The organism is Lactiplantibacillus xiangfangensis, assembly GCF_001438845.1.
In the GTDB taxonomy this organism is placed as follows: domain Bacteria; phylum Bacillota; class Bacilli; order Lactobacillales; family Lactobacillaceae; genus Lactiplantibacillus; species Lactiplantibacillus xiangfangensis.
On the sequence record NZ_JQCL01000100.1, the window covers coordinates 1 to 2,982 of the forward strand.

General features: G+C 37.4%; 3 protein-coding genes. 1 reads left to right on the forward strand and 2 read right to left on the reverse strand.

Annotated features, from left to right (window positions below; translation table 11 throughout):
* Positions 1-97: 97 nt before the first annotated feature.
* Positions 98-376: a hypothetical protein gene (locus tag IV64_RS12550; RefSeq protein WP_003646133.1), complete on the reverse strand. Its 279-nt coding sequence runs from the start codon at positions 374-376 to the stop codon at positions 98-100.
* 22 nt (positions 377-398) lie between these two features.
* Positions 399-626, reverse strand: coding sequence for a hypothetical protein (locus tag IV64_RS12555; RefSeq protein ID WP_071665499.1), 228 nt, complete (start codon positions 624-626; stop codon positions 399-401).
* A 251-nt stretch (positions 627-877) separates the two neighbouring features.
* Between IV64_RS12555 and mobQ the strand changes: the two genes are divergently transcribed.
* Entirely contained in the window at positions 878-2,941 is a 2,064-nt protein-coding gene (gene mobQ, locus IV64_RS12560) for a MobQ family relaxase (RefSeq protein WP_057707574.1), read from the forward strand.
* The last annotated feature ends 41 nt before the right edge of the window (positions 2,942-2,982 follow it).

Here is a 2,982-nt window from a genome sequence, read left to right on the forward strand (position 1 = left end):
GAGCTTACACAAAGAATTCAAAAACAGTTAAAAGACTTTGCTAAACACAATCCAGAGATTAAGCCAAAAAACAATCCTGAAAATAAAAACGATCGGCCTAGTTATTAGGTTGATCGTTTTTTAATTTATCCGGTTTATGGGCGTTAACATAGTCAGCAAATGTTTTTAAAAGTTCTTCGGTTTGTTCGACCGAGAGGTTATTAGCTTGAAAGTACTTTTCTAATAAAGCCCCTTTTTGAATTAATCGGCGAGAACGGGCTTTGCGGGCTTGCCGATTTTCATAGTATTTAGATTGTCGTAATTTAAAATCTTCCCGCTCAATTTTTTGTTTTAAACGCGCTTGTTGCTCAACTAGTTTTTCATATTGATTAGACATGGAATTTCCCCATCTTGTATGGCTAATGATCTACGGACTTTACCTTTAAAAATTCAGAAAATTGCTTAGCTAAAAGCTTAATCTGATCGTTAGACAAATTAGCATAATCTAAATTGGCTTGACTGATGATTTGTTTACCTAGCCGTTGTTCAATCTTATTTTTTTCGTCCTTAATTTTTTGATTAAGGGCTTTTAATTTAGCTTCTTGTTTTTCTAAGTTACTTTTAGACATAACGATTCCTCCAATCATATTAGAAATAATCACCGAAACTATATCATATAGGAAACGTTAAGTCAAAGTATAGAAGTTGAAATAGCGAAGCGGAAGGCATACACTAAAAGTAAATTCAGGAGAATCAGCAGACCGAGTGAAACGAGGTCAATGCGCACTTACACCCCACTAAATTATTGTGGGGTAAATCGTGCTAAAATCCTGTATTAGAAGTCGCCGATGGCGACAACAAAATCAACCAATAGATCCAAAGAAAGGTGGTGACTAGTATGGCAATTTTTCATATGAGTTTTAGTAATATTAGTGCTGGGAAAGGACGAAGTGCGATTGCCAGTGCCGCTTATCGAAGTGGTGAAAAATTATTTGATGATCAAGAAGGTCGCCACTATTTCTATGCTCGGTCAGTCATACCAGAGAGTTTTATTTTAACTCCTAAAAATACACCAGCATGGGCCAGTGATCGAGAAAAATTATGGAACGAAGTAGAAAGAAAAGATCGGCGAGCAAATTCTCGGTATGCGAAAGAGTTTAACGTGGCTTTACCGGTAGAATTAAGTGAATCCGAACAGAAAGAATTACTGACAAAATATGTGCAAGAAAATTTTGTTGATGAGGGCATGGTAGCCGACGTGGCAATTCATCGCGACCACCCAGATAATCCGCACGCTCATGTGATGTTAACTAATCGGCCGTTTAATTCAGATGGAACATGGGGAATTAAGAGCAAAAAGCAATATATTTTAGATGATAATGGCAATAAAATGTATACCGGAACTAGCAAGTACCCTAAGAGTAGAAAGATACTGATGGTCGATTGGGATAAGAAAGAAAAAATAATTGAATGGCGTCATAATTGGGCAGTTAGTGTCAATCAGGTTTTAGAGCAAAAAAATATTCCCGATCGGATCAGTGAAAAATCATTTACTGAGCAGGGAATAGATGATACACCAACCCAACACGAGGGAATTAATAGTAAGCGGTATGAAAGAAAAGAATTTAACCAACAAGTAAAGAACTATCGCAAAGCCAAAGCCAGTTATAAAAACAACCAAGAAAAAGCAATCAATAGAGGTCACTTAGATAGCCTAAGTGAACACTTCTCGTTTAATGAAAAACGGGTGGTCAATGAGTTAAGCCATGAACTGAAAACTTATATCAGTTTGGAGAGTTTAGATGATAAACGGCGCATGCTATTTAATTGGAAAAATAGCACCTTAATTAAACATGCAGTTGGTGAAGATGTGACTAAACAATTATTGACAATTAACCAACAAGAAAGCTCATTAAAAAAGGCAGATGAACTCTTAAACAAAGTGGTCGATCGTACCACGAAAAAACTTTATCCAGAGCTTAATTTTGAACAGACCACGCAAGCTGAAAGACGAGAATTAATTAAGGAAACCGAAAGCGAGCAAACAGTTTTCAAAGGCAGTGAATTAAACGAACGTTTAATGAATATTCGTGATGATTTATTGACCCAGCAATTATTGACCTTTACCAAGCGGCCATACGTTGGTTTTAAGTTATTAATGCAACAAGAAAAAGAGACCAAAATTGATCTGAAATATACGCTAATGATCCACTCTGATAGCTTAGAAAGCCTAGAACACGTCGATAAAGGACTACTAGAAAAGTATTCACCAGCAGAACAGCAAACGATTACGAGAGCAGTCAAAGACCTACGGACAATCATAGCAGTTAAGCAAGTCATTCAAACGCAATACCATGAAGTATTGAAAAGAGCCTTTCCTAATGGTGATTTAGATGATCTTTCACTAGTTAGACAAGAACAGGCCTATACAGCCGTGATGTACTATGATCCAACTTTAAAGCCATTAAAAGTCGAAACAATGGCACAATGGCAAGAAAACCCACCGAGGGTTTTCAGTACCCAAGAACATCAATTAGGGTTAGCTTATTTATCGGGACAGCTTAGCTTAGATCAGTTAGAGAATCATCACTTACAACGGGTTTTAAAGCATGACGGCACTAAACAACTCTTTTTGGGTGAATGTAAAGTCGATCCAACGATTAAGAACAGTCAGATTGAGAAAATCCAAAAACAGTTAAAAGAGCAACAAGCTAAGGACGATCAATATCGAAAATCCCAGCTGGCACATTATCAACCGTTAAATTATAAGCCAGTTAGTCCAAACTACTACTTAAAGACGGCCTTTAGTGACGCGATCATGACTGTTCTATATGCTCGTGATGAAGATTACCAACGACAAAGACAGGCGCAAGGTTTAAAAGAGACTGAGTGGGAAATGGCGAAAAAGCAACGGCAACACCAAACTCGAAATCGGCATGAAGATGGGGGCATGCACTTGTAATCGGAATAAAAAATGCACCGTTAAACCTGGTTAAAAGCGGC

Bases quoted from the DNA above. Each gene is read 5' to 3' on its own strand.
- IV64_RS12550 (WP_003646133.1), bottom strand. From the start codon at position 376: ATGTCTAATCAATATGAAAAACTAGTTGAGCAACAAGCGCGTTTAAAA.
- IV64_RS12555 (WP_071665499.1), bottom strand. From the start codon at position 626: ATGATTGGAGGAATCGTTATGTCTAAAAGTAACTTAGAAAAACAAGAA.
- mobQ (WP_057707574.1), top strand. From the start codon at position 878: ATGGCAATTTTTCATATGAGTTTTAGTAATATTAGTGCTGGGAAAGGA.